A 25,642-nucleotide genomic window follows, 5' to 3' on the forward strand; every position below is an offset into this window, starting at 1 on the left:
GGGCGAACCCTTCGGATTGATATATTGGGGGGTTACGCCCGCGAGCTCATAAATTACGTTAAGTTTCGGGAGGGGTTAAAACCCGGCGATTTCAACCGCAACCCTCGATAAAAAAGCCGCCCGCAGGGCGGCATTTTAACTCCCATAAAATAAGCTCACTCTAACCCCACGATATTCCCTTCCTCGTCCACGTCGAGCCGCTTAGCCGCCGGCTCGGCGGGCAGGCCCGGCATCCGGATAATGTCGCCCGTCAGCGGCACGAGGAAACCGGCGCCGGCGTTAATGATAATTTGGCGCACGGTAACGAGGAAATCTTCCGGCCTACCCAGCAGCTTCGGATTGTCGGAAAGCGACTTCTGCGTCTTCGCGATGCACACCGGGAGCTCCTCGTAACCCAATTTCCGAATCCGCCGCAAATCCTTTCGGGCCTGGGGTAAATAGTCGACCGCCTGGGCGCCGTAGACCTTGTGCGCCACCTTGAATATTTTATCCTCGAGCGAGTCATCGCGGGCGTACATCGGCTCGAACGGCGTATTGCACTGGATTGAATCGCGGACCGTCGCCGCGAGCTCGAGCGCGCCCTCGCCTCCCCGCGCCCAACCGTCGCACACGGCGAACGGCGTCCCGCGTTCAGCGCAGAACCGTCGCACGACGTCTATTTCCTCCGGCGTATCGCTCGCGTACTTGTTAATCGTAACGACGGGCGACTCTTTAAAATGGCCGATGCTCTCGAGGTGTTTTACGAGGTTCGGCAGACCCCGCTCCACCGCAGCCCGGTCGGGTTCGGCCAACTCGTCTATATCCCGGCCGCCGTGCATCTTGAGGGCGCGCACCGTCGCGACGAGCACCACGGCGCAGGGTTCCAGCCCCGCCGATACGCACTTTATATCGAAGAATTTTTCCGCGCCCAGGTCGAAGCCGAAGCCGGCCTCGGTTATGCACCAATCCGATAACGCGAGCGCCATCTTCGTCGCGACGACGGAGTTGGTCCCCTGGGCGATGTTGGCGAACGGGCCGCCGTGAACGAAGGCCGGCGTCCCCTCGATGGTCTGGACGAGGTTGGGCTTGAGCGCGTCGCGCAGCAAGACCGTCATCGCGCCGGCCGCGCCGAGGTCGCGCGCGTATACCGGCTCGCGCTTGTACGTGAAGCCGACGAGGATGTTGCCGAGGCGACGTTTGAGGTCGCGTAAATCTTCGGCCAAACAAAGTATGGCCATAACCTCGGAAGCGGCGGTGATGTCAAAAAAGGACTCGTGCGGCACGCCGTCGGTGGGCGCGCCCAGGCCGACGACGATGTCGCGGAGTTCGCGGTCGTTGACGTCGAGCACCCTCCCCCACCGGACGCGCCGCGGGTCGAGCATCGGCTCGAGGCGCCGGTAGATATGGTTATCGACCATCGCCGCTAGAAGGTTGTGCGCCGCGCCCACGGCGTGGATGTCGCCGGTGAAGTGCAGGTTAATATCCTGCATCGGCAGGACCTGGCTCCGGCCGCCGCCGGTAGCGCCGCCCTTCATCCCCAGCGCCGGCCCCAGGCTGGGCTCGCGGAGCGCCAGGCAGGCGCGCTCGCCGAGCTTCGTCAGGCCCATCGCGAGGCCTATCGACGTCGTCGTCTTGCCCTCGCCCGCCGGCGTGGGCGTTATGGCCGAGACGAGGACCAGCTTGTCGCTCAGTTTATCCCGCCGCGCCTCGAGGACGTCGAGCTTTACCTTGGCCTTGTAACGGCCGTAGAGTTCTATATCGTCTTCCGTCAAACCCAAATCGGCGGCCACGTCCGCGATAGGCCTCATCGTGGCCGCGCGCGCGATCTCGAGGTCGGTAGGCATATCGACTCCTTGAAAACGAACCGTAACTATAACGAGCGGGCCGAATCCCTTCGGGTCCGATTATAATGTTATCGGCGTTCTTAATCAAGTTCGGGGATGCGGAATCGTCCGTCACGATTTCACGATGCCGCCAAAGGCCAAAACGGGAATATCCTTGACTTTCAAGTGATTATTTAATAAAATTTATATACGGAGATGGTTCTTTTATGACGCAGCTTAAGGCGGCCGCGGAAGGCCGCATAACTAATGAAATGGCGCGGGCCGCGGCGGACGAAAACGTTCCCGCCGAAGCGCTCCGCGCCGACATCGCCGAAGGCGTCACGGTCCTTCCCTTCAATAAAAAATTGGAAGAGCGCGTCCGCGCCGTCGCCATCGGCCGGGGCTTGCGGACCAAGGTCAACGCCAACATAGGCTCGAGCCGGGACCAAGCCGACGTCGCCCTCGAGCTTTGCAAAGCCCGCGTCGCCGAGGAGGCGGGCGCCGACGCGTTGATGGACCTGTCCACCGGCGGCGACCTCCACGCCATCCGCAAAGCTATCATAGCCGAGACGTCGCTGCCGCTCGGGACGGTGCCGGTGTACGAGGTGGCGGCTCGAGCCGAGGACGCGGGCCGCGAGTTCGAAGATACACCCGTCGACGAGTTGTTCGACGTCGTTGAGGAACACGCCCGCGACGGCGTCTCCTTTATGACGCTCCACGCCGGCGTTACGCGCTACGCGGTTGAGCGCCTAAAAAGCCAGGGCCGCGAGCTCGATATCGTATCGCGCGGCGGCGCGCTTATGGCCGGGTGGATGGCGCGACGTACGGCCGAAAATCCGTTCTTCGAATTTTTCGACCGGCTTATCGACCTCGCCCTCGCGTACGACTTCACGTTCTCGCTCGGCGACGGCCTTCGCCCCGGCTGCCTGGCCGACGCGAACGACCGCGCCCAGATAACGGAACTCCTCACGCTGGCCGAACTGGCGAAGCGCTCGCGGCAGCGCGGCGCGCAGGTTATGCTTGAAGGCCCGGGCCACGTACCGCTCAACGCCGTGGCCGAGCACGTCCGACTGCAAAAGGCCGTCAGCGGCGGCGCGCCCTTCTACACCCTCGGGCCCCTCGTTACGGACGTGGCGCCGGGTTACGACCACATAACGGCGGCCATCGGCGGCGCGGTAGCGGCGGCCGCGGGCGTGGACTTCCTTTGTTACGTTACGCCCGCCGAACACCTCAGCCTGCCCGGGCCGGAAGACGTGCGGCTGGGCGTAATCGCCTCGCGCATCGCGGCACACGCCGGCGACATCGCGAAGGGCGTGACCGGCGCCGCCGAATGGGACCTCGAGATGTCGCGGGCGCGGAGAAGCTTCGATTGGCAGCGGCAAGCGGACCTCGCCGTCGACCCGGCCGAGGCGGCCCGCCGGCGTCGCGAAAACGCCCCCCAGGTCGAAACCGATACGTGCACGATGTGTTCCAATATGTGCGCGATTAAACTCTCGGAAAAGGCTTTGGCGGACTAGCGGCCCCGCGAATCGACCGAAAGAAACCGGCCTCGGGGCCGGTTTTTTATTCGCCTGCCAGCGCGTACGCCGCCAAAACGGCCATAAACGGCAACATTGGATAATGGTATCGGTCTAAGCCGTGGAAGACGAGGTAGAAAACGGTGAGGTAAACCGGCGTCACGAGGGCCGCGGCGAGCGGTAATTTGCCCCCGACGCCGCCTAAAATTCGCCGCCGGCTTTTAACCAAACCGACGATAAAACCCAGCCAAAGCAACGCATATAGGCCCTGCGCTAACCGCGCCGGAAAACGGCGCGCGGACGCGGTTCCGTCTACGCCGTAAACGGCGGCGCCGTACTGGAAGGCCGAGATGTCGCTGGCGTAGAGGTTGGCGAATTTCGGGACGATAAGCTTGAGAAAAGCCCCCGGCCTGCGGCGGGCGAACTCCCACGCCAACTCGCGGCCCAACCGGTCCCGCCGTATCTCGTCCGACACCAGCCAAAGCGGATTCACCGACGAGAGGGGAAACGTATAACAACCGTCCGCCCCCGGGTTGTTCCCCATCCACAGGATAACGCCGCCGTTCGTCGAGACCGGCACGAAGGCGCCGAAGACGCGCCAATTACGGTACGTCCACGGCGCGACCACCGCGGCCGTTACCGCCGCGGCCGCCAAAGCCCGCGTTAGCGCCCGTCTCCAACCGCGCCCCCTCAGAAGGTCGATTACTAAAAAGGCGGCGGGCATCGGTATAAGCACCGGCGCCGCGAGTGCGCCGGCCCCCGTCAATAACCCCGCACCGGCGGCGGCTACGGTCCTACCGTATTTTATTATAACGTACGACGCGGCGACGGCCAGGAAGCCGAAGAGCACCCCGGGAAAAAGCCGCGCCGCGTACGCGAGCTGGCTGGGTAGGACCCCCACTATCAATCCGGCCGCGCGCGCCGATTTTTCATCAAAAAATAACGACGCGAGCCGCCACGTCAATAAAGCGGTCGCCGCGCCCAAAACCGCCTGGAAAATTATCACCGGGAGATAATGGAACCCGAAGACGACGTAGCAGGCCGCGACCAAAGCGGAGTAACCCACCGGCCAATAGGCGGTGGCGACGCCGTCCTCGATGTACCCTCCGCCGGTCGCCAAACTCCGGGCCAGGACGTCGTAGTGGATCTCGTCCGAAACGGGCGGGGGCGGCGCGACCGCGGCGTAACCGAGTCGGAGCGCCAGCGCAACGCCCGCTATAATGAGCGCCCAACGTCTCCAGTCGCCCCGGCTTAAAAGCGACGTAAAGCCGCGGAACCACGGCAGGCGGAAGACGCCGAAGCCGCGGAGGAATAAAAACGCCGCGGCCACACCCGCGCCCCACCGGACCTGGCCTTCGATTATGGAAACCTCCCCCGGGGTTTCTACGTACGGCGTTAACGCCCCCAGCAGCGCCGAGATGTTTATACACCCCGCCGCTACTACGGCCAACGCCGCGGCACCGATGCCGTTGCACGACAAGGCGCGCCAATCGAACTCTTCTGCGTATCGTTCGTTCGGCAGGGCCACCGGTAAACTACCTTTGCTCACCGAGAAGAATCCCCAAAAGCCGGCCGCGGTTCGGCCGTACGCAACGCGACGGACCGACGCGACGCGTACCGAGCCGTTACGGGTCTTCTCTCAGGTTAACGGCCGCGCCCGCCAACACCGCGAGAAACGGTACTATCGTCAGGTGGTATCGGTCCTGGCCGAAAAATACCAGATACACCGCGGTTAAGTAAGCCGGCCAAAGTAACAACGCCGCCAAAGACGACCGGGCCGGTGACCGGATAATAAACAGCCGTCGCCTATGACGATATAACCCCAGTACGAATAAAACGCAGCATAGCGCATAATAGGTCTGCGCGACGCGGCCTCGGAGCCCCACCGCCGTCTCGCGCGGCTCTTCTCCCCTGCGCAAACCTTCCAATTGAAAAGCCGAGACGTCGGCTCCGTAAATGTAAACGAATTTCGGCACCGTAAGCAGTAAGAATTGACGCACGTTATGGCGGATATAAAACCGACTCAGCCTGTAACCTTCGCGGTCGCGCTCGAGCTCGCCGTCGAATAGCAAGAGCGGGTTCTTCCGGTCGATCGGGAAAAAGTACGTACCGGTGGCGCGCGGGTTATTACCCATCCAAAGCGTAACGCCGCCGTTGGTATCGCCGGGTATGAACTCGCCGAATACTCGGTAATTGCGCCATACCCACGGCGCCACGACGACCCCGGCTACCGCCGCGGCCAGCGCTCCCCGCGCGGCGGCTCGAAGCACGGCCCGCCGCGTCAATACGTCGTGTAAAAAAAATAAAACCGGCAACGGAAGCGCGATAGGCATAAGTAACGCCGCGCCGCCGGCCAGTAACCCCGCTACTGCCGCCGCGATATACCCCTTGTACTTCGTTATTACGTAAACCGACGCGAGGAAAATGAAACCGAAAATCACGTACGGGAAGAGCCGGGAAGCGTACGCGATTTGGCTCGGCCACAACGCCAGCAACAACGCCGCCGCGCGCCCCCATAACTCCAAGCCCAACGCGCGCGCAAGTAAATACACGCCCGCGGCTGTCGCCGCCCCTATCGCAGCTTGAAGTATTATTACGGGGAGGTAATGGTAACCGAAGATAATATAGGACGTCGCGAGGACTACCGGGTAACCGACGGGCCAATAGGCCGTCGGTACGCCCGCCGACGCATAACCGTTCCCGGCAGCCAAACTCCTCGCGAGCCCGTCGTAGTATTGTTCGTCCGATACGGGAGGCGGTTCCGCCAGCGCCGCCGCGTACGCGAGGCGGAGCGCGAACGCGACGCCCAGCACCACCAACCCCCACGTCACGGCGTTCCCGCGGTCAAAGAGCAGTAATAAATTCCGTACGGCCTTAGTCTTGAATAGGCCGGCAGCGCGTAAAATGAGAAACGACGCCGCCACGCCCGCGCCCCACCTGAGCTGGCCGGCGACGACGAAGGCCGCGCCCGTAGGCTCCCCCCGGGGGGTAAAAGCCGCCAACGCCCCCGGAATATCCAAAAACCCGGCCGCTATTAGCGCTAATGCTCCGGCGCCGACGACGTTCCATATGACGCTGCGCCCGTCCGCTCCTCGCAACGCCTCCTCCTGCGCGATAAGAGCCGCGGTTAAATATTTTTAGAACGCACGGAAACGCCGGCACCCAAGCCGGAAACGTTAGAACATGCTGCCGATGTTGAAGTGTATCTGGCCCGAATGCGCCTCCAGGCCGTAACCGTAGTCGATACCTAAAAGGCCCATCATCGGGATATTGACCCGGATGCCGCCCCCCACGCCCGACTGCAGGTCTTGTAAATTTATATCCCGTAACTCCCGCCAACAATAACCGGAATCCCAAAACGCTATCAAATGAAAGAACTCCTTCGATATCGGGATGCGGTATTCGAAGTTCGTATAGAACATCGTCTTGCCGCCCTCGGGATTACCGTAGATGTCCCGCGGCCCGACCTCCCACTCGTCGTAACCCCGTACCGTATTGGCGCCGCCTAAATAAAATCTCTCGTACAGGGGGACCGTTTTCGTTGCGCCGTAGCGGTCGATATAACCTCCCCGCGCCCGGACCGCGAGCACCGTCTCCCAAACGTGTTTGAAATACCAGCTCGAGGCCATCGTAAGTCGCCAGAATTCAACGTCGCCGCCGAATACGGAACCGGCCGTCTCCAACGAAACCTCGTTGTCCGAGCCCGCCTGGGGAAAGAATACGCTGTCGCGGCTATCGCGCTCCACGCCCCACGAGACGGAGGACGTATTCTTACGCCCCAAATCGCTCGCGACCCAAACGGGTATCCTCTGCGGGTCGTAGAAATTAGAGACGACCTCCACGGATTCGAACTTATACGTCGTCCGGCCGCGGACGTACTCCGACAGCGGCCTGCCGAACGTAACGTTCCAACCGAAACGCTTTTCGTCGTAATAAGGCCTTATACGCGACAGGTCGTAGAGGTCAAAAGAACCCAGGATCTTGGTATCGAACAAGTACGGCTCGGTAAACCCTATCGAATACTGCGTACGGCGCCGGCCGAATTCCGTTGACAACCGCAACTCCTGCCCCGCACCCTTGCACTTCCAAATCCGGGGAAGTTTCGACGCGTCGAAGTTCGCCCAAGACAGACTAAACGTTCCGACGAGGCCGTCGAGGGTGCTGTATCCGGCGCCGAAGTTAACCTTGGCGGTATTGGCCTTCTCTACGATGTCTAACTCGAGGTCGACCAGGCCGGCCTCGCGGTCGGCGACGCGGATATCCGGCCGGATCTCGTCGAAATAACCCAGGTTGTGAAGCCGCTGTACGGTGCGGATAAGTTTATTTTCTTTATATATCTCGCCGGGATGGAGCCGCAATTCGCGCCTTATAACTTTATCCCGCGTCGAAACGTTCCCGGAAATGCCGACCAGGCGCACGTAGGCCGGGCGGTCTTCGTCAATGCGGATGGCGGCGTCCACGTTGCCCGCGTCGTCGTCGATCTCCTCCGCGGCTTCGATGGTAGCGAACAAGTAACCGTTATTCTTGTAGAGAGACCTAACGTTGTCGGTACCGTCGTTGAGTTTCTTGGCCGAGAAAGGTTTGCCCGGGCGCCAATCGACGCGTTCCCGTAACTCCTCGTCGTCGAACTTCTCGTTGCCCACGAAACGCAGCTCACCCGTTCGATACAACTTGCCCTCCTCGACCGTAATTATGATGTGTATCGCCGAGCGCTTCCTCCGATATTCGACTTCGTGGTCGACGACTTCGGCCCGAACGTAGCCGCGGTTCGCGTACGCCTCTTCGATGCGGCGAAAATCTTCCTCCAACACCTTCTCGTCCAAAACCTTGGTATTGTAAAAGCGGTCGACCTTCGTCTTCATCACTTTATTTAAAATGTACCAATCCGAAAGTTCCTTATTGCCCTCAACGACGACCCCCCGAATCACCGCTTTCGGGCCCTCGGTTATGGAGTACGTTACCTTAACGCCGCCCCGCTCCTCTTCCAAACGGTACGACACGTCTGCGAACCGGTACCCCTGTTCAAAGTAGAGCTTCTTTATCGCCTCGACGTCGGCGTTCAACCGCGACAGCGAAAGCCGCTCCCCTACCTCGACTTTTGCGACTTCCTGAATCGCTTTCCTTTTTACTCTCTTGCGCCCTTCGAAGTTTACCTCCGTCACGCGCGGCCTTTCTTTTATATCGAAGAATACGTCGATATGGCCCGGCGAAGTCTCTTCGTAATAAGCATCCACCCGGTCGAAATAGCCGAGGCGATATATCCTTTTAATGTCGTCGCGAATTATGGTCTTCAGCTCGGCTTCGGTAACGAGTAACCCGGGACCGACTCTTATGGCCGAATTAACGGCTGCGTCGTCTATGCTCACCAATCCCTCGAATTTAACTTCGTCTACTACGATCTCGCCGGCCCGCTGGGCGTAGGCCGACGTAGCCACGCCCAGAGCAGCCAAGGCGCACGTTATTAACGTTAATGATGTGGAGAAACGGTATTTTAACAAAGTCACGATATAAAAAAGCGGAGGAAAATCCTCCGTTCCAGCGCGAAATGCTATCACAACCGCCGTTGCAAGTCAAGGAGGAAGGAATTAAGTACGCTCAGTAACGCTGCCGGCTCGCGGCAAGGGCTATAATCGCTATCAACGCGAATAAGGCCAATACGACGATAAGCACGACCATTCCGGTATCGACTTTCTTCTCGGGCCCGGCCACCGGCTCCTCCGGCGGCTTTTCTTCCGGTTTGCCGTACTCTTTCAAAGCAGCGACGATGGCCCCTTCGGTCTTATGCTCGTTACAGATATTTCGGAATTGCGCTCTGGTTAAAGGCTTCGCGGCCGGCACGACGACCTCGACTACCACCGGCACGTAAACCGTATACTTCGCCGGTTTGAAGTGCAGGTCCGCGGTCCGCGTCGTCCCGGTCAAGGAGAACGACGGCTTCCGCTCGTATTTAACCTCGACGTCTACGGCGCGCACGCCGAGAACGCATCGATAAACGGTCCCCTCGCCGGGGTCGGCGGGGTCCGCCGGCCCGAGCGGCCAGGCATCGCGCACGTCCGTCGCCATATCCGGGTCCGCGCGCCAGTCCGCAAGCCACTCGTACGCCTGCGTCGCCGCCGCCGTACGGTCGGGAACCTCCCCATACCTCAACGAAGGGGTTATACCAACGTCGGCGCACGAGAGCAAGTACAAACCGAAAAACAACCGGCTGATATCGGCCGCTTCCGCGGCGACCGACGCCGCAGCCGCGGCGCCCCGTTCGCGCCGCCCCCGCACGCCTTCCAAACCGTCGGGCGTTAGCGCGGCCACGAGGATATCCCCCAACCGGGCGTACGCCCGGGCCAGCCGTACGTAATACTCCGGTAAAGGTTCCAACCGTAAATCCGGCGGGACGTCGACCGCCAACCCCTCGCCCCCGGCGGCCGGAGGCGGCGCCGCCGGCGCACGGCCCCGTACCTGCTCAAAAGAGGTAACGAACGTTTCGCCGAGGCGTTTTTTATAACCATCGTCCCAAGTCATCTTCGCCGCTTCCGGCGTAGCTTCGGGAGCCGCCAAAGCCGCCCAGGCGTACGTCACGTACGCCAACCACGGCGCGTCGCGCGCCGGCGCGGAAGCGGCTCCTTCCCCGCCGGCTAATGCCGCCGCGTACCCTCCTCCCCACGCCCCCTCGGGCGCGCCGCCGCGAGCTACCCAACGGCGTATCAATTCCACGTCCGGCTGGCCCAGCGCCGGTAGGAAGACGAAAAATTCGCCTTTATCTTTGGCGTCCAGCTGCAGCTTCCGAACCGTGCCGAGTTCACTGAGGACCGTGACCGCGTCCTTCCCGGCGAACAGAGCGTAATAATCGGCAACCGACGCGCTATCCGGCGGCGCCCCGGCGAGCGCGTCGTAAAATCCGGCAAGCGCCCGGTATTGGCGGGCCAACTCGGCGTCGCTCTCGACGGCCCACGCCAACGCCAAGGCCGCTTTAAACTCCCGCTCGTCCGCGCGTTCGAAACCGCGCCTTAACCACAGACCGGTAAGGTATATCCGCTTCAAATCCTCGCCCCACCCGTAACGGACCGTTGGGACCCGCGCCAAAACGTTCTCCTTCAAAAACCTTTCCTTGTCCTGGGCGGCCTTGCCGGCCGCCTCGCTCGCCAGGCCGAGCTCCGGCGGAACTTTACCGTCGACCCTGGACAGCCCTACGGCGGTTCCCACGAAAGCCTGGGCATCGGCGAAAGCTATGCGGGGGGCCGGACGGTCTTCGGCTTCGTACGCCGCCTTCAACTTCAGCGCGAGCGCGGTCAGAAACCCCGCCTTGCCGGAAACCAACGCGCCGGCCTCCTTTTCCAATTGAAGCTCGACCGCCGCCAGAGCGCCTTCTTCGAAAACGACGCCGCCCCACCGGATAAGCTCGAGCGAAGGTAAAGAAGGTCCGGGCGCCGCGGCGAACGACGGGTAAATCGCCGTCGAGATAGTTACGCCGGGTTCCACCTTCACCACGGACCTCGCCGGCGCCGAAACCGCAAACGTCGCGTTCCGGTCGTTCAGGTTAACGGCGAACTCACCTCCGTCGACTTCGACCGTTAGCCGCCGCGTCGTCGTAAGCGAAGCGCCGCGGGCCCCGAAAGCCGCGGTCGCCGCTAAAGCGGACATCACGGACGCGGAAATAACCCTCGTACAAACCGAAGTAAAATTCGACGCCATACCTGTCCCTCTACGAATTAGCTCGCGATGAGCAAGAGTTTATAAACCATCAGGGCAACGTCAGCACCGGTTCGCTATAGGTTAAACCCGCTAACCCCGGCACCGGCCGCTCCTCGCGCCCTACTTTTACCAAACCGTACGCGTCGAGTGCCGCCAACACCAAATCGATATCGGCCACGTTACCCAAATCCAGAGCCTCGATTACGGACGCCGTCAGCGCGCTTCCTCCCCGCTTGATGAGGAAATCGAAGACCGACGCCGACGCCGCGGGTAGTAAGCGTCTAAACAAAGCGGCGGCTTCCGCCGCAACCCGGTTAAGTTTGCTCACGTCGTCGCGGGCGCGCCAAATCGACGCGTACAACCGGCGGGCATCGCCTCCCGCCGCAGCGGCCAGCGGACACTCCAGCGACGGCCAAACACCGTCGTTTAAAAGCTCGAGCTCGGCGAGTTTGACCGTTGCGCGCGCGAGCGCTTCGGCGGCGTCGTACGAACCGGCGGCGGCCAAAGCGACGTCCGAGCTCCGTAAAGCGGCCGCGACCTCCGCCGCCGCGGCCAACCTCGCCCGCGGCAAACCGTGATTGAGCACGGGCTCCAGCGCGCGAAGGGCGTCGGCGAGTCGGCCCCGGCGGTCGCGCGCGACGAAGGCTTCCCTCAGCGCGAGCTTGAACGGCGTTACCGGGCCGGTCGTCAACTCGTCAAGGAATACCCGCCGAGAAGTAACCCTTACGCGAAGCCACGTTCTTCCGCAGACCGCGCGCAGCCCCCGGCGGCCTACCGCGTCGCCGGACGCCGTTACCACGACCACGTCCGCTCCCGGCGCGTAATATCGAAAACCCCGAGCTCTACCCAATAGCAATATACCCTCGAGGCGTTCGTCCCCGGCCCACGGCCCCAAGGCTTCGACTATGCCTTTTTTATACTCCTCCGGAATGCCGGGCGGTAAAGTAAGCGCAGAGGTAGTCATATAAGCGCGGTCGGATTATCGGTACTAACCGCCGGATGGCGGTATAAAAAAGATGATGTCCGCCACGTACCAGACGGCCGCGGGTTCGCCGTCACGCGTCGCCGGCTTATAACGAATCGTGTACGCGGCCTTTCGCGCCGCCTCCTCGAGAGCGAGCCACCCGGGCGAGTCCGCTACTACCGCGTCGCGCACGTCGCCGTACTCGTCGATGCGGAGGACGACTTTAACCGTCCCTTGAGCACCGGCCTCGCCGGCTATTTCGGGGTACATCGCTTCCGGTTCGGAGAGCGGAACGGGCGGTATATCGAATTGTTTGTTAATTTCAACCAGCCGGCGGTCGAAATCGCCGAGCTCAATCGCCTCCGCCAACGGCGCCGGCAGCTCGCCAGCCCACGGCGCAACCACCGCGCCGAGCCATATCGCGATAAGGCTCAGCGGAAACCGCACCTCTCAATCCGCCTTACGCAACTCGCCCAATTTGAGCTCGACGAACTTTTCGTCGGCCTCCCATTTCCGGCTGGCCGGGAAGTTTACGACGCGCGGGACAAAAACTACTTCGGCCGCCGAGGCCGCATCGTCGAAGGCCCAACTCCACTCCCAACTCTTGGCGTTGCCGCGAAGCGGGAAGTGGAACTCTTCGCCGTCCCGGAACAACTCTTTTCCCCCAGCGTCCCAAACTAAAACGTCGAACGTAAAAGATGTAATAGGGTCGTCAGTCGCGTTTTCGAATACGGCGAAGACCCATAATTTCGCCGTCCCTTCGGGGTTTATATTAACGTAGTCAGCCGGTTTGTACTTCGCACCCGCGGGGCCGTAAACGGCAACGAGCTCGGTCACTTTTACGGGACAGGCTAACTGGGCGACGACGCACCCTTCGAGGTCGGTCGCGAAACCCGACGCCGCGAGCGCCGAAAAGCCCGCGAAAACGAGCGCCCAAAGATAAACCGTTAAACGCATGAGGCTCGCCCCCTTCGCCGTATTATAAATAGCCGGCCGAATTTTGTCAAAATAAAAGAACGGCCGGAGCCGGTCGACGCCGCCGCACCCCCGCGAACGCCAAAAAAAAACCGGGGGGTTATCCCCGGCCTAAGCGTCGAATCCCCGCTTTATAACCTGAACTGCATAACGATACTATACCAAACCCCTACCGGTACGCCCTGTTGCTTCGCGGGTTTAAACTTGCATTTCATGGCCGCCTTTTTCCCCGCTTCTTCCAGCGCCGGCAGGCCCGGGGACGATTGTACGACGGCGTTGCGGACGTTACCCGAGGGGTCGATGTATACCAATAAGACGACGTCGCCCTCGACCTTGGAATCGCGCGCGATATCCGGGTATACGGGTCGTTGTTCGTAAACGATGACCGGCGGTTCCGAGTATTCGATTATCGTAACCTCGTCCCAGGGGTTCTTCTCCCCGCCGTCTTCGACTTCGATGTTTTCCTCGACTATGATCTCGGTACCCTCGCCGAACCCTTCGCCCTCGGTCCCGCTGACAGCGTCGGAAATGGTGTCGGCTTCCGCCAACTCGTCGGGAACCGGAAGCGGTACTTCGCCGACGCTACCCTTCGCTTCCAAACCCTTGGGCGCTTGCGCCGGTTCCGTCCGTTCGATCGAGGGGGGCGGCGGCAGATCTTCGTACGTTTTCTTGACGACTTTTAAGTTCAGTTTACCGTCGCCCATCTTAACGTCGCCTCTTTTGCCGAGAACATCCTTGGGCATTTCCGCGACGCCCCAAATGCCGAAGTGGAAAGCGACGGACACCATAAAAGTGTAGCGGAACAGGCCGCCAGAAAGCCTACGCTTCAACGTCGCCTGAGAATCCTCTGTTGTCTTCGCCACGGCCTTGCCTCCTAATATCCAAAAGCCTTGTAAATATTAACCTGAGCCGTTACCCGTGTCAAGTTTAAACCTCCGTTCATTATTTCGACGCGGCCGCGACCTTTCCGGTTTAACTCCTTCCATAGCCCGGATATACTCGAGCCGATTCCCCGGATATTCTTAAAGTCGGAACTGCATTACCAGGCTGTACCAGACGCCTACCGGCACGCCCTGTTGTTCCGCGGCCTTGAACTTGCACTTATACGCAGCCTCCGTCGCCGCTTCCCCCAACGCCGGCAGGCCCGGCGACGATTGGACGACGGCGTTCCGGACGTCGCCTTGCGCGTCTATGTAAATCAGGAGTACGACGTCCCCTTCCACGCGGGAATCGCGGGCAATGTCCGGGTACGCCGGGCGGCTCCGGTATATTATAGCCGGCGCTTTGGAGGTAGGAACGATTTCTATACGTTCCGGCGATGCCGACACGGGCCCCGCTACGGCCGCGCCCGGCGTTTCCACGGTCAAGCGGCTGCCGGGGTCTAGGAACGGGCCGACGCCACGGACGCGGGCGTCGGGGATAGTATTGGCCTCCGCGTACTTGTCGGGCACCGGCATAGGTATTTCGCCCAAGTCGCCCTTACCGGGGATTCCCTCGGGCATACGCGGCGGCTCGGCGTACTCGAGCGACGGCGGCGGCGGAAGGTTATCGTACGGCAGCGTTACGTGGACCTTCGTGCGGTCTTCTTGGGAGCCGAAAGCGGCCCGTTGGGCCGGGGGGCCGCCGGGCCATCCCACCAAAGCCCATACGCCGAAGTGCGCCGCTACCGAGAACGCGAGCGTATACCGGAATAAATGACGGACCGGCGGCGCTTCAACTTCTCTCTCGTCGACTTCGCGTCTTTCGCCACGGTATCACCTCCGCATCTCCCGAAAAACTCCCGGCTGCCGCGTCCGAATTCGCCCATAGCACGGGCCGGGCGCCAATCACCTTCACCGTTGATTAGACGCCCGGCCGTACAAGGGGTTTTAACGCCGTTTCGGTTTTATTGTACTCGGGAAACCTCGATATTTACGAAGACTATCCTCCCTTCGACGACGTCGATATTGGTTATCGGTTGTACGGAACGCACGCGCTCACCCTCGTCGGATACGCCGTAGACTTCCAGCAGGTAATAACGGCCGGCGTCGAGGTGCGTTATCGTATATTCGCCGTAACCGTTCGAGCGGGCGCGGTGCGACGGCACCCCTTTGGCGTAGGAGGCGGCGTCGGCGTATAAATTTACCGCGGCCCCGCCGACGGCGCTGCCGTTACTCAGCACTTTGCCCATTATAATCCCTCTTTTGGCGGCCGCCACCGCCTTGGCGTCGGGGAGGGCGTACCGCCCGCCGGAGAGTTTATCGAGTTTCATGGCGGCTACGGCGTCGTGGCCCAGCGGCAGCGCGGCGTAAAAATCGTCCCGCGCCGCGGCGACGGTTACGGTATAACCGACGCCCCCGCCTATGACGTAAAATATTAATTGCGTGACGGGGCGGCCTTCGGCCTCGTAAAGCCTGGTGGTCATCTCCGCCAAGAACCGGCGTTCGTCGGGTATCGCGCCCGGTTCGCCGCGCTCGTCGCCGGCCAAATCGACCGGCCTTTGGGCTTCGGCCTTTTCGTATTTCTCTCGGGCCTTATCGACCCTTTCGGTATCGTCGTAGGCGAAGGGTTTCAAAACGTCGCGTTTCGCCTCGGCGAACGCCGCGTCGCCGACGAGGCCGGCAACGGCCGCCCCCTTGGCCGCGAGCCCCCGCTCTCGCTCGAGCCGGTCCGCGAATTCGCGTACGTCGATTTTCTTCGGCATTATTTGCGCCGCGACCGTAATTTTCAAAAGGGCCAGCGAATCGCTCAACGCCACGAGGCCGTCCGTCGGCTTACGGTCGAGCGTCCAACCGGCCGGGACGTCGAAATAGATACCGAACTCGCGGCTGGCGTAACGCTCGGGCTCGGATTGGCCTAGAGCGGCCGCCGCCGAGGCCAGCACCGATAAGACGATTATTTCATCGCGTAACCGCACGTCGTTTCCCGTAATTATACGCGGCCGGCGGCCCGAAGTCAATCCGTCTCGTCGCGAAATCGCGCCCCGACGCGGGACGGAGCGGTAAACCTTTACAAACGTACGTTTTTATGGTATAAACGCCGTCGTCCCCCGGCCCCGTCGTCTAGCCTGGCCCAGGACACCGCCCTTTCACGGCGGCGACGCGGGTTCAAATCCCGCCGGGGTCAAAAAACCCTCCCGCCAGGGAGGGTTTTGTTTTCCGGCGCCCCCCGAAGGACCGGCGCCTTTCGGGCCGCTTCGTTATTGCTTGATATCGACGACCTTACCGGAGGCGCCGATGGTTACGTAACCGGCGTCGTAGTACCACCTCTTGGCGTTGCCGACTTTCTCGACGCGCTTCGGCGGCCCCCACGCTTCCCGGACCATCCCCTCGCTGAAGCCGAGGCCTATTTCCTGGCCGGCTATGGCGGCGCAAATACCCCAATCCCAATTATACTGCGCGTGTAAACGCCCTACCCGGGCGCATTTGCCGGTGGGACACGTCACCGCGACCTCGATTTCCCGGGGCAACGTATCGCCTAATTTCAGCTCGATCTTGATTTCTTTGGTTAAAACGCCGCGGTCGGCCCTACACACCGGGCACTTTTGTTTTTGGATTTGTTCGATAACGACGATTTCGTCGCCGCACTTGGGGCAATAGCCTTCTACCACCTCGACGCCGAGCTGTTCGGCAAGGTTGCGGTCGACTTCCATCTCGCGCGTATCGTCGCGGTATATTTTACCGCACTCTTTGCATTTATACTGCGTCCCCGTAACGACTTTCTTCTTGCCGGAGCACGAGACGCATAGCGCCGCGACGGCCGCGATTACCATAAAGACCCTGACGTACGTCTTCATCTTCGCTCTCCTCGATTAACGTTGCGCCCTTAGCATCCCTGAATTCTATTATAAAAGATAAAGTCGCGAAATGCAAGACCCAACGGGGCGCTCCCTCCGGGGGAGCCGGCGCTCTTCCACTATTGGTAAAGCTCCGGGTGCGTAGTCTTGAAGCGGCGGTGCATCCAGTGGTAGTGGTCCGGGTATCGGCGGGAGTATTTCTCTACAAGGTCGGTATATAGCTGCGTAATCCTCGCGATATCCCGTTCCGCATCGCCGCTCAGCGCCGCCTCTGCAAAGATAGCGTCTTGCATATAAAGCGTGTTGTGGCGGTTGGAATCCCGGACCGCGAAACCCGCGCAAATCGTAGCGCCGGTCTTCGCGACGAAAGCCGCCGGGCCTTTGGGCGTCGACGCCCGGTGCCCGAAAAAATTAACTACGACGCCGTCCGGGCCGGCGTCCTGGTCCGAGAGGAGCGCTACCATACCGTTCGCCCTCAGGACCCTGAATACCGCCTTCGCCGCTGCGCCGGTATGAATAAGGCCGATGCCGGCGCCGGCGCGGATTCCGTTCATAAAATCGTCGACGCGTTTGTTATGTTGCTCGCCCACGAGGTAGTTGATGGGATATCCCGAAAGGCGGATGGCGGCGCCCGTCTGCTCCCACGAGCCGAAGTGACCCGTAAAGAGCAACGCCCCCTTCCCCGCCGCGCGCGCGTCGTCGAACGATTTGCGGTTCACGATCGTGTGGTATTTCTCGAGATTGCGCCGATTCAGCCGGGAGATGCGGCCGTAATCGATCATGGCCTTCGCGAAATTGACGAAAGACCGCCGGGCCGTTCGCTTCACCCAACGTTCGTCCGCCTCCGGGAAACAGAACCGGAGGTTAGCCTGTGCTATGTACCGCCGGCGGCGCCACAACAAGTACGCGAGCCGGCCCACCAGGCCGCCCATCGCCACCGCCCACGACGTCGGCAATAAGTTGGCCCACGCGTACGTGCACACGACGAACGCGTACTCGAGCGCGTATTTTAACCTTTTAACCTTCGTCACCCGGATTTTCCCGAAGCCGTAAAGACGAAATTATCCGGTCCAAAAAATCGTTGAGCACGTCGAAGTTGGACCGTATCTCCACCGATTGCTCGAGCACGTACGTGAGTACGGACGGCCGCCAACCCTCGAGCCGGGCTTCGTCCTTGGCGGTCGTAACCAGGAAGTCGCACCCCGCCACCAACGCCGTGCCCTCGGCGTCGGCGAGGTCGGCGTGCGTGAAGCGCCGGTGGTCGGGGAAGGGCCTGCGCCGCGCGACGACCGCGCCCGCTTCGGCGAGGTCCTCGGCGAAATGTTCGAAATCGGCTATGCCGGCGAAGGCCAAGACCTTAGCGCCCTCGAGTTTGTTTAACGAAAGGCGTTCGTCGCGGTTCAAAGGCCGAAGGTAAGCGGGCGAGAATTGTACTTCCACCTGGGGCGCGGTTACGCCTAATCTGTTCAACAATTTACGCCAACGGTCTCGGTAGTCCCCCTCGCGGCATTTGGTGAATACGATGAGGTCCGCCTCGGCCGCCGCGGCGGGCCCTTCCCGATAATAGCCGGCCGGAAAGGTCGGCCCGGGGGGCCGCCTCGCCTCGAGCAAAAGGAAATTCAAATCCTTCCTAACGCCCCGGTTCTGGAACGCGTCGTCGAGGAGGATTATCTGGGCGCCGAAGGTCTTAATCGCCCACTCCGCGGCGTCCGCGCGGTCCTCGTCCACGATAACCGTAGCCTGGGGGAGGGCGCGCGCCGTCATTAGCGCCTCGTCACCCACCCTGCTCTCCCCAACCTTGATAACGTCGCCGCCGCGGCGAACGACGACCCGCCCCTTCGCGTCTCGGCCGTACCCGCGCGCGACGATGGCCACGTCGGCGCCGTGGTTGATGAGGTATTGAGCGAGGAATATTACGAAGGGAGTTTTGCCCGCGCCGCCCAGGGCGAGGTTGCCGACGCCGACGACGGGCCGGGACAACCTGCGTACGTTGAACACGTTCTTACGATATAAGAAACGACGCGCCGCCGCGACCCCCTGCCAGACCCACGCCGGCGGCCTGAGTAAAAACCTCGCTAGTACGTTGCGCGTCAAAGCGCGGTGCGTCTCGTAGAGAGCCGGCGCCCGGGCCATTACGACTGCGAACCCTCCAGGTAACGCCGTATCACGGCAATCGACCTCTTCGACGCACCCATCATCTCGCGCGCCACCGCGGCCGCCTCGTCGCCGAGCACGCCGCGCACCTGCGCGTTGGCATAGATATCCTTCAAAGCCTTCATCAGCTCCGCCTCGTCCCGGACCCGGACGCCGCCCCGCCCCGCGAGCCGCGCGGTCTCGAGCGGGAAGTTCTCGACGTGCGGCCCCCACAACGTAACGCACCCGTGGTACGCCGCCTCCATCATATTTTGGCCGCCGCGCGGAACGAACGACCCGCCTATAATCGCCACCGCGCCCAATGGATATAACCCTCCCAGCTCGCCCAGCGTATCGAGCACGACGGCGTCCGCCGGGCCCCCGGCCGGTAGCTGTGTCCTGCGAGCGGCGTCAATACCCTTGCGCGCGAGCAGCGCCGCAACCTCGCCGGCTCGTGCCGGGTAGCGCGGCGCTACGAACAGTTTCAGGTTCTCCCTTTCCTCGCGCAAACGAAGGTAGACGTCCGAAACCATTTCCTCTTCGCCGGCGTGCGTGCTGGCCGCTACCAAAACGTCGTCCCGCCGCGGATTGCCCAACGCCTCGGCGATCAACGCGGCGACGTCGGGGCGCGCCGCCGTTTCGTAATTATCGTACTTCAGGTTGCCGGTGACGGCAACGTTACCTTCGTCCACGCCCATCGCTTCGTAGCGGCCGCGATACTCCTCCTCCGCGGCGCACACGAACTTGAGATTTCGGAACAGCGGCCCGAAAAGCCACCTCGCCCGCCGATACCCCCCCAAACTACGCGCCGTGAAGCGGCCGTTGACGACCCCTACCGGCACGCCGCGCCGCGCCAATACGAACAACAGGTTAGGCCAATAGTCGCCTTCCACCAGCAGGACGAGCGCCGGCTTGAGGTTACGCACCGTCGCCGCTACGCTCGGGTAAAGGTCGAAAGGCAAAGCGAGGTGGTGGTCGGCGGCGACCTGCTTGGCGACTTGCCGCCCCCCGGAAGTGAAAGTGGTCAGCACGATTTCGTAGCCGGGAAAAACGCGCCGGAATTCCTCCACGAACGAGCGTACCGCGAGCGCCTCCCCCACCGAGGGAGCGTGAAGCCAAACGGACTTGTTGACGCGCGGAATGCGAAAGCCGAGGCGCTTGAAGAACCTCCCGCGAAACTCACGCAGCGCCAACGCCGGCAACCACAGAAGCGCGAACGAAACGTGAAGCAGTAAATTATAAAATAAAAACGCGAGCCGGAACCGCCCACCCCACCGCGTACTTCCTCCGCCTCCGGATGATTGGCGAAGCCCGGCCACTTAACTCTCGCGTTCGCCCGCGAGCTGGGCGTGCAGGAGACGGGTGTAGACGCCGTCTCGCCTTATCAGTTCGTGGTGGTTTCCTACTTCGACGACGCGTCCCCGGTCGAGCACGACGATGCGGTCGGCGCGGCGCACCGTCGAGAGGCGGTGGGCTACTATGAAGGTCGTCCGCCCGGCCATCAACCGCTCCAGCGCCTCGCGGATGAGGGCCTCCGATTCGGCGTCGAGGTGAGACGTCGCCTCGTCCAATATCAGGATGCGGGGGTCCTTGATAAGGGCCCGGGCGATGGCGAGGCGCTGCCGTTGGCCGCCCGATATCTGAACGCCCCGCTCGCCGATGTACGAATCGTAACCCTTGAGGAACCCCATAATGAAGCCGTCGGCGTTGGCGGCGCGCGCCGCGGCCCGCACCTCGTCGACCCCGGCGTCCAGCTTGCCGTACCTTATATTATTTAAAACCGTATCGGCGAAAAGTATCGATTCTTGAGGGACGAGGCTTATTTGGTCGCGTAAGGAGTCGAGGTCGTAGTCGCGGATGTCGTACCCGTCTACCGTCAGCGACCCGCCGGTGAAGTCGTAGAAACGCGGGATGAGGCTGACCAGCGTCGTCTTCCCCGCCCCGGAAGGCCCGACGACCGCGATGACTTCGCTCGGGCGGACGTGGAGCGTTACGTCCTCGAGAACGTACGTCTCATCGTCGTAGGTGAACGAAACGTCGTCGAAGCTTACCGCGCCGTCGACGCGGCGCTTCAAATCGCCGGTGCGCCAGAGCCGCCGCTCCTCGGGCTCGTCTATCACTTCGTAGACCCGGCCGGCCGCGGCGAGCGCGCGTTGGACGAGCGCCGTCACCCGGCCGAGCACCTTCACCGGTTGATAGAGGATGACGACCAGGCCGGTGAAGCCGAGAAGGGTCCCGGTGGTCATACGGCCCGACAGGACGAGGTGGCAACCGACCCAGAAGAATCCGGCGATGCCCAGGCCGCTCACGACCTCCATCAACGGCCGGAGTATGGACTCGATTTTAACGCCGTACATCCAGGCTTTGAACGTCTCCCAGTTACGGCGCAGAAAGCGCAGCCGTTCGAAATCCTCACGCCGGAAGGATTTTATCAATTTGATGTTCTGCAGCGTCTCGGACAATAGCGCCGTCAACGAACCGATCTCGGTCTGGAAGCGCTTCCCCGCCTTGCGGCTCTTGCTGCCCAGGTTGTTGATAATCCACCCCAGCGCCGGGAAGGTTACCAAAACCAGCAACGTAAGCTTCCAGGAGCGCGCGAACATTACCGCCAGCACGATGACGAGCGTCGTCAAGGCGGAGGTGATGTCCTTCAGCGCGTTCGCCGTGTCCTGGAGGACGTTGACGTCGTTGGTGACGCGCGAGACGATGTCGCCCGAACGCCGCAGGTCGTAAAAGCGAAGGGGCAACATAACGAGGTGGTTGAAAACCTTCTCCCGGATGTTGAAGACGACGCGTTGGCCGGCGTACGAGATAAGGTACGACCTCAGGAATATGAACGCGCCCGATAAGAGGATAACGACCAGGACCCACATCGGCAAGAAGTTCACGACGACCAGGCGCGGCTTTTCGAAACCGAGCAGCAAGAGGTTAAACAACAACTGGTCTTTTTTACCCGCCAGTACGTCTATGACCTGGCCGATAATAATGGGCAGCGAGGCCTCGAAAGAAGAGGCCAGCGCGGAAGCGACCATCCCCACCAGCAAGAGGTGCCAATGCCGCGCCGCGGCCGCGAACAGCCGGCGAGCGACGCCCGGCTTGCGAGGTTGCTTCGGTTGAGAATCGTCCGCCATTACGAGATAGCGTCCAATACGAAACGCGCGGCGCACGCCGGCGCGCCGGCTCCATCCCCCGATAGCGAGGACGGCGGCCGCAACGCCTCGCGAACGGCGACGTAATCCGCCGCGATCCGTTCGCGCAGCGATTCGTCGGTTAAAATCCTGGTCGTCTCTTCCACGATCAAGTCGGCCTTGACGTCTCCCTGCAGTAGCTCCGGGACTATCGGCCTCCCGGCGATTATATTCGGCAACCCGAGGTGCGTTACGTACACGAGGCGCCGGCCCAGCTCCCACGTTAGGCGATTAACTTTGTACAGTATCACGGCCGGCGTGCCCAGAATGGCGAGCTCCAGGGAAGCGGTGCCGGAGGCTACCACGGCCGCGTCCGCCGCGGCCATCAGGTCGACGACCGCCTCGTCCGTCGTCCGCACGCCCGCCGGCAGCGGCGCGTACGCCGTCAATATATCCGCGCCCAGCGAACGCGCCGGCACGACTACCGGCTTAACGCCGGGCACGCGTTTCATTATTCGCGGCAGCGCCTCGGCCACCGGCGGCCAAAGGGCCGCGATCTCCTGGCGGCGGCTGCCCGGAAGGACCAACAACAACTTCTCGCCGTACGCTATGCCCAGCGCCGCCCTGACGTCTCGAGCCGACGGCTTCGTGATGTCGAGCAGCGGATGGCCTACGAACTTTACCGCCGCGCCGGCCCCCCGCCAAAAGTCGACCTCGAACGGGAAAACCGCCAATACCAGCTCGAGGTCCCGGGCCAACCGCTTGCCGCGGTGCCGGCCCCACGCCCATAGCTTAGGCGGAATATAATAAAAAGTTTTCAGGCCGGCCTTTCTGGCCCGCGCCACCAGCCGCGCGTTGAAGCCGCCGTAATCGATGGCGACCAACGCGTCGCCGTCGGCGGCCATCGCCTCCACCAGCTCGTCGAGGTCCCGCCGGAACCGGCCGAGCCGACCGAGCACCTCTACGAACCCTACGACGCCGTGGCCTTCGCTCGCGACCACGGCCTCGACGCCGGCCTCGCGCATGCGGGGCCCAGCCATTCCCGCCAGCTCGAGCTCGGGCGCGAGTTGCTTGAAGGCCCGCACGAGATGAGCGCCGTGGAGGTCGCCGGATTCTTCGCCCGCGGCCAGGTATATTTTCATAGCTTCGTCAGCTGGGCCGCAACCTCGCGACCGCGCCCTCGAACGCGCGTAGGGCGCGCTCGACGTCGGCGTCGTCCAAATCCAAATGCGTTACGGCGCGTATGCGGCGGGGCCCGACGGCGTGGACCAACACGCCGTCTTCCTGCAACAGGTCGGCCAAGGCCGGCGCGGCAACGACGTCGTCGGCGCAGTCGACCATCACGATATTGGTTTGCGGCGGCTCGACGGCGAAGGCGGCCATGCCGGCCAACCCTTCCGCCAGCGCGCCGGCGCGACGATGGTCCTCGGCCAGGCGCTCCACGTTGTGTTCGACGGCGTACAGGGCGGCGGCGGCCAATACGCCGGCTTGTCGCATCGCGCCGCCGAAAGAACGCCGCACCATAATCGCCTCTTCGACGAACTCGCGCGTGCCGCACAGGCAGGACCCGACCGGTGCCCCGAGGCCCTTGGAGAAACATACCGATACGCTATCGGTGCAGGCGGCGTATTCGGACAAGGGAACGCCGGTAGCGACGACCGCGTTCCACAAGCGGGCGCCGTCGAGGTGGACCGGGATGCCGCGCGCGCGGCATTTCTCGCCGACGTCGGCCATAACCTCGAGCGGGAAAACGACCCCGCCGGCGCGATTGTGCGTGTTTTCGAGGCATATAAGGCCGGTGCGGGGATAGTAATCCGCGACGGGGCGGATGGCGGGTTCTATGTCGGCCCACGTCAATACCCCGCGCTCGCCGGCGACGGGGACCAGTTGGATACCGCACCGGGCCGCCGCGGCGGCCATCTCGTAATGAAAAGTGTGCGCGCCGGCCTCGCAAATCGCCTCCGCCCCGCGGCAAGCCGTCTTCAGCGCCACCTGGTTCGACATCGTGCCCGAGGGCATAAAGAGGCCGGCTTCCTTACCCAGCAGCTCGGCCGCAAGTTCCTGGAGGCGGTTAACGGTCGGGTCTTCGCGGTAGACGTCGTCGCCGACCTCGGCTCGAGCCATCTCGTCCCGCATCGCGGGCGAGGGCATCGTAACCGTATCGCTGCGTAAGTCAACCGTCTTCGCCATCGCCTGTAGCCGCCGAATGCGATACTACCATATCTAAATACGTGCCGCAACAAACGCGTAAAACCGGCCCGAAGGCCGGTTTACTTTTGCTGGTGCGTTTACGATTATAGGTTAATCCTCGACGCCAAGTCCCATACGCCGGGGATTTTCCAAAACTCGCCTTGCAACGTCTTGACCAGCGCGACGATTTGGACGACGAAGATGAGAAGTCCCAACAGGCCGCCCCCGAACAAGGGGCTGATGAAACAAGAAAACGTAGATATTAACGCGCCGGCGATGAACAGGACCATCGCTTGCTTGCCGTGGGCGCGGCAAAAGCGGTTCCGGGGCTTCACGACGAGCGGTATGAAGAACAGTAACCAGAGGTACCCGATCGCCGCGAGCGTTTTCCCGTCTTCGACTTCCTCGGGCGTGAACGCGACGTCGCCCACGGTTAAAAGTTCAACTTAGCAGCGATATCGCCGAGCCACGGGACCTTCCAGAATTGTCCCTGCGCCGCTTTAACGAGCCCTATTATCGCGAGGACGAAAATTATGGGCCAACCTATGAACCACCCGACGAACGGGATTATGCCGCATATTATCCATGCTACGAATAATACCAGCCCTTGTTTCGCGTGCGCGCGGCAGAATTTATTATCGGGCTTGGCCAAAAACGGTACGAGGAATAGTATTCCCAAGTAGCCTATCGCCGAAAAGACCTTACCGTCCTCGATATCCTCCGGCGTAAACTCCAACGCAGGCGCCTCCACCATGACGGATTACCTCCTCACGGAAAACGCACTTTTATTCCGTCGCCGCGACGTTAAGCGTATAATAACGTCGAGCGATTGTTAGAAATTTAACTTCCCGGCCAACGGCGCGATAACGGGCATCTTCCAGTATTCGCCCTTCAGGGCCATCACGAGGCCCCAAATAGACAAGCCCAACGCGCAGACCCAGAAAGCGAGCCAGAGGACCAGGCTTATCGCCCAACCGGCGCACGGGAGGAAGCCCAGAACAACGCTCAGTATTATCAGGACAATGGCGCCGATAACCTCCACGCCGAAGAGAACGGCACCCTGCTTGCCGTGGAATTGGCAGAACGCGTTCTCTTTCTTGGCCAGCAACGGGATGAGGAAGAGGATGCCCAGGTACCCGATGGCCGCCATTACTTTGCCTTCCTCTATCTCGGGCGGCAATACTTTTTGTTCTTCGCCGTTAGTCATGCCTTACCTCCGGATAATTAGTTAAGCCGTTATTCTTTCGGAACCGGCGCGCCGCTCGCCTACGGCGCGTACTATCAACACTATTTTCAAGGCCGCGACGATACACAATACGGGCACGAAAACGACCGCCGGCCACCCGAACTTCACGCGAACGACGTCGAATAAAACGAACCCGACGACTTCCCAAACGAATATCGTGAAGCCACGGCGGCCGTGCCGCGCTACGTCCGCCCGGCCGTAAAAATACGCGAATAGGCCGAGGAAA

General features: G+C 61.8%; 23 protein-coding genes and 1 tRNA gene. 2 read left to right on the forward strand and 22 right to left on the reverse strand.

Going from position 1 to position 25,642, the window contains the following annotated elements; all coding sequences use genetic code 11:
* Positions 1-155 precede the first annotated feature (155 nt).
* Positions 156-1,823: a formate--tetrahydrofolate ligase gene (locus VMX79_07980; protein ID HUV87038.1), complete on the reverse strand. Its 1,668-nt coding sequence runs from the start codon at positions 1,821-1,823 to the stop codon at positions 156-158.
* Positions 1,824-2,029: 206 nt separating this feature from the next.
* On the opposite strand from VMX79_07980, the gene thiC reads away from it, so the two are divergent.
* Complete coding sequence (gene thiC, locus VMX79_07985; GenBank protein HUV87039.1) at positions 2,030-3,319, forward strand: phosphomethylpyrimidine synthase ThiC; 1,290 nt, start codon at positions 2,030-2,032, stop codon at positions 3,317-3,319.
* Positions 3,320-3,365: 46 nt separating this feature from the next.
* On the opposite strand, the gene VMX79_07990 is transcribed toward thiC, so the two are convergent.
* The 10 genes from VMX79_07990 to VMX79_08035 form a co-directional block, all read right to left on the reverse strand.
* Positions 3,366-4,868, reverse strand: coding sequence for a glycosyltransferase family 39 protein (locus tag VMX79_07990; protein ID HUV87040.1), 1,503 nt, complete (start codon positions 4,866-4,868; stop codon positions 3,366-3,368).
* A 76-nt stretch (positions 4,869-4,944) separates the two neighbouring features.
* Entirely contained in the window at positions 4,945-6,417 is a 1,473-nt protein-coding gene (locus VMX79_07995) for a hypothetical protein (GenBank protein ID HUV87041.1), read from the reverse strand.
* A gap of 78 nt (positions 6,418-6,495) precedes the next feature.
* A complete protein-coding gene (bamA, locus tag VMX79_08000) occupies positions 6,496-8,754 on the reverse strand; it encodes an outer membrane protein assembly factor BamA (GenBank protein ID HUV87042.1) in 2,259 nt (752 codons plus the stop codon).
* Between the two features lie 160 nt (positions 8,755-8,914).
* Entirely contained in the window at positions 8,915-10,954 is a 2,040-nt protein-coding gene (locus VMX79_08005) for a hypothetical protein (protein ID HUV87043.1), read from the reverse strand.
* Positions 10,955-11,054: 100 nt separating this feature from the next.
* A complete protein-coding gene (locus VMX79_08010) occupies positions 11,055-11,969 on the reverse strand; it encodes a hypothetical protein (GenBank protein HUV87044.1) in 915 nt (304 codons plus the stop codon).
* A gap of 24 nt (positions 11,970-11,993) precedes the next feature.
* Entirely contained in the window at positions 11,994-12,416 is a 423-nt protein-coding gene (locus VMX79_08015; protein ID HUV87045.1) for an energy transducer TonB, read from the reverse strand.
* Positions 12,417-12,419: 3 nt separating this feature from the next.
* The gene (locus tag VMX79_08020; protein ID HUV87046.1) at positions 12,420-12,926 is read right to left on the reverse strand and encodes a hypothetical protein; all 507 of its coding nucleotides are present in this window, start codon (positions 12,924-12,926) and stop codon (positions 12,420-12,422) included.
* A 149-nt stretch (positions 12,927-13,075) separates the two neighbouring features.
* Positions 13,076-13,807 carry an energy transducer TonB gene (locus VMX79_08025; GenBank protein HUV87047.1) on the reverse strand — a complete coding sequence of 244 codons (732 nt, stop codon included), beginning with the start codon at positions 13,805-13,807 and terminating at the stop codon, positions 13,076-13,078.
* 159 nt (positions 13,808-13,966) lie between these two features.
* Positions 13,967-14,581 carry an energy transducer TonB gene (locus VMX79_08030; GenBank protein HUV87048.1) on the reverse strand — a complete coding sequence of 205 codons (615 nt, stop codon included), beginning with the start codon at positions 14,579-14,581 and terminating at the stop codon, positions 13,967-13,969.
* A gap of 248 nt (positions 14,582-14,829) precedes the next feature.
* Positions 14,830-15,840, reverse strand: a complete 1,011-nt coding sequence (locus tag VMX79_08035; protein ID HUV87049.1) for a carboxypeptidase-like regulatory domain-containing protein — start codon at positions 15,838-15,840, stop codon at positions 14,830-14,832.
* 134 nt (positions 15,841-15,974) lie between these two features.
* On the opposite strand from VMX79_08035, the gene VMX79_08040 reads away from it, so the two are divergent.
* Positions 15,975-16,049, forward strand: a tRNA-Glu gene (locus tag VMX79_08040).
* Positions 16,050-16,122: 73 nt separating this feature from the next.
* On the opposite strand, the gene VMX79_08045 is transcribed toward VMX79_08040, so the two are convergent.
* The 11 genes from VMX79_08045 to VMX79_08095 form a co-directional block, all read right to left on the reverse strand.
* On the reverse strand, positions 16,123-16,719 hold the full coding sequence (locus VMX79_08045; GenBank protein ID HUV87050.1) for a hypothetical protein: 597 nt from the start codon (positions 16,717-16,719) through the stop codon (positions 16,123-16,125).
* Positions 16,720-16,838: 119 nt separating this feature from the next.
* Complete coding sequence (locus VMX79_08050; protein ID HUV87051.1) at positions 16,839-17,750, reverse strand: hypothetical protein; 912 nt, start codon at positions 17,748-17,750, stop codon at positions 16,839-16,841.
* Complete coding sequence (gene lpxK / locus VMX79_08055) at positions 17,737-18,852, reverse strand: tetraacyldisaccharide 4'-kinase (protein ID HUV87052.1); 1,116 nt, start codon at positions 18,850-18,852, stop codon at positions 17,737-17,739. The genes VMX79_08050 and lpxK overlap by 14 nt, the downstream gene beginning before the upstream one ends.
* Positions 18,852-20,171, reverse strand: coding sequence for a glycosyltransferase N-terminal domain-containing protein (locus tag VMX79_08060; GenBank protein ID HUV87053.1), 1,320 nt, complete (start codon positions 20,169-20,171; stop codon positions 18,852-18,854). Before VMX79_08060 ends, lpxK begins: the two co-directional genes overlap by 1 nt.
* On the reverse strand, positions 20,172-21,983 hold the full coding sequence (locus tag VMX79_08065) for an ABC transporter ATP-binding protein (protein ID HUV87054.1): 1,812 nt from the start codon (positions 21,981-21,983) through the stop codon (positions 20,172-20,174).
* On the reverse strand, positions 21,983-23,122 hold the full coding sequence (gene lpxB, locus VMX79_08070; protein HUV87055.1) for a lipid-A-disaccharide synthase: 1,140 nt from the start codon (positions 23,120-23,122) through the stop codon (positions 21,983-21,985). Before lpxB ends, VMX79_08065 begins: the two co-directional genes overlap by 1 nt.
* Positions 23,123-23,129: 7 nt before the next feature.
* A complete protein-coding gene (locus VMX79_08075; GenBank protein HUV87056.1) occupies positions 23,130-24,170 on the reverse strand; it encodes a GntG family PLP-dependent aldolase in 1,041 nt (346 codons plus the stop codon).
* Between the two features lie 104 nt (positions 24,171-24,274).
* Positions 24,275-24,601, reverse strand: a complete 327-nt coding sequence (locus VMX79_08080) for a hypothetical protein (GenBank protein HUV87057.1) — start codon at positions 24,599-24,601, stop codon at positions 24,275-24,277.
* A 2-nt stretch (positions 24,602-24,603) separates the two neighbouring features.
* Positions 24,604-24,924, reverse strand: coding sequence for a hypothetical protein (locus VMX79_08085; protein ID HUV87058.1), 321 nt, complete (start codon positions 24,922-24,924; stop codon positions 24,604-24,606).
* 78 nt (positions 24,925-25,002) lie between these two features.
* A complete protein-coding gene (locus VMX79_08090; GenBank protein ID HUV87059.1) occupies positions 25,003-25,377 on the reverse strand; it encodes a DUF4870 domain-containing protein in 375 nt (124 codons plus the stop codon).
* Between the two features lie 21 nt (positions 25,378-25,398).
* Positions 25,399-25,642 (reverse strand): hypothetical protein (locus VMX79_08095; GenBank protein HUV87060.1); only part of this gene is annotated, 244 nt, incomplete at its 5' end.

The organism is bacterium, assembly GCA_035529855.1.
Taxonomy (GTDB): domain Bacteria; phylum RBG-13-66-14; class B26-G2; order WVWN01; family WVWN01; genus WVWN01.